Raw genomic sequence first — 1681 nt, 5'->3', positions numbered from 1 at the left:
TTGGCAATATTATTCCTGCCGGGACAGGTTTAAATAAATACGGAGGAATAGAAGTTGATTTTTTGCATGAGGAAGAAGAAAAAGTAGAAGGAATCTTTAAAGAAGTAGAGAGAGAACAGAAAGGAAAAGAAGTAAATATATTTAAAGAAAAAAACGAAGATAACAAAGAGCAAATAACAAATAATTCAATAATTCAAGGACCATAATTCAAAACTCAAAACTTTTTCTTTCAATTTTTAATTTTGAGCTATAGTTTTGCCTTTTACGCTTTTCATTTTTCGTTTTATTACTAAATAATATTCACCTATATACTAATTTAGCTTGACATCAAATAATGATACTGCTAAAATGTAAAGGTATTTTTTAATTTTTTAAAAGGTTAAAGAATTTAGATAAAGAAAGGTAAAATATGCCTACCATAAATCAATTAATTAGAAAATGTAGAAAGAAAGTATTTAAAAAATCTAATACGCTAGCTTTGCAAAACAGTCCATTAAAAAGAGGAGTATGTACAAGAGTATGGACTATAACTCCGAAGAAGCCAAATTCAGCTTTGAGAAAAGTTGCTAGAGTAAGATTAACTAATAATATGGAAGTTACTGCTTATATTCCTGGAGTTGGGCATAACCTTCAAGAGCATTCTATTGTACTTTTAAGAGGAGGAAGGGTAAAAGACTTGCCAGGAGTTAGATATCATATTGTTAGGGGAGTTATGGATACTACTGGAGTAGAAAATAGAATGCAAGGGCGTTCTAGATATGGGGCTAAGAGACCAAAAAAGACGGCTAAGGAATAAATAGTCGTTAGTCGATAGTGAATAGTCGTTAGTATATAGTCATTGCGAGGGGAGCACTCAAGTAATATTGAGTGCTCGCCGGGGCAATCTCTTTATTAAACTAAAAACTTAAAGCTAAAAGCGAAAAACTATAATTCAAAACTCAAAGATTTTTCTTTCAATTTTTAATTTTGAGTTATAGTTTTGCATTTTGCGCTTTTCATTTTTCGTTTCATTACTAAATACTAATTTAAATAGATAGAGGTGGTAGATAATGTCCAGGAGAAGAAGAGCAGTAAAAAGAGTAAATACGCCAGACCCTATATATCATGATAGAAATATATCGACTTTTATAAATAAGTTAATGTATGATGGTAAAAAAAGTAAGGCAGAAACAATTTTTTATCAAGCCATAGACATTGCAGCACAAAAAACGAAAAAGGAGCCTTTGGACGTATTTAATCAAGCATTACAGAATGCTATGCCAGTGTTAGAAGTGAAATCAAGGAGAGTTGGAGGAGCCAGTTATCAAATTCCTATTGAAGTAGGTCCCGAAAGAAGAATTACTTTAGGGATGAGATGGATAATTAATTTTGCCAGGAAAAGAACTGGCAAACCAATGCATGAAAAATTGGCTTTAGAATTAGTAGATGCAGCAAATGGTGTTGGAATGGCAGTTAAAAAGAAAGAAGATACTCATAAGATGGCAGAAGCAAATAAGGCTTTTGCTCATTATAGATGGTAAATAAAATAGTCGTTAGTCTTTAGTCGTTAGTCGTTAGTTTTAAATCTAGGTTTTCAGTTATCGGTTTACAGTTTTTAGATAAAGAGAATCGGATTCTTTGTTCTGTCTTCTGACTTCTTTATTATTAACCAGCTAACCAGGTAACTAACTAGCAAGTGATG

The 1681-nt window shown here is 31.7% G+C and carries 3 protein-coding genes; all 3 read left to right on the top strand.

What is annotated here, in order from left to right:
* The coding region (locus COZ07_RS02925) for a hypothetical protein (RefSeq protein ID WP_406607094.1) at window positions 1–206 on the top strand (206 nt) is incomplete at its 5' end.
* 203 nt (window positions 207–409) lie between these two features.
* Window positions 410–796, top strand: a complete 387-nt coding sequence (gene rpsL / locus COZ07_RS02920) for a 30S ribosomal protein S12 (protein ID WP_406607093.1) — start codon at window positions 410–412, stop codon at window positions 794–796.
* A 253-nt stretch (window positions 797–1049) separates the two neighbouring features.
* On the top strand, window positions 1050–1520 hold the full coding sequence (gene rpsG / locus COZ07_RS02915; protein ID WP_406607092.1) for a 30S ribosomal protein S7: 471 nt from the start codon (window positions 1050–1052) through the stop codon (window positions 1518–1520).
* Window positions 1521–1681: the final 161 nt, after the last annotated feature.

Source organism: Candidatus Infernicultor aquiphilus (genome assembly GCF_002784285.1).
Taxonomy (GTDB): Bacteria; Atribacterota; Phoenicimicrobiia; order Phoenicimicrobiales; family Phoenicimicrobiaceae; genus Infernicultor; species Infernicultor aquiphilus.
This window is presented reverse-complemented; position numbering and strand designations above follow the sequence as displayed.

Bases quoted from the DNA above. Each gene is read 5' to 3' on its own strand.
- rpsL (WP_406607093.1), top strand. From the start codon at position 410: ATGCCTACCATAAATCAATTAATTAGAAAATGTAGAAAGAAAGTATTT.
- rpsG (WP_406607092.1), top strand. From the start codon at position 1,050: ATGTCCAGGAGAAGAAGAGCAGTAAAAAGAGTAAATACGCCAGACCCT.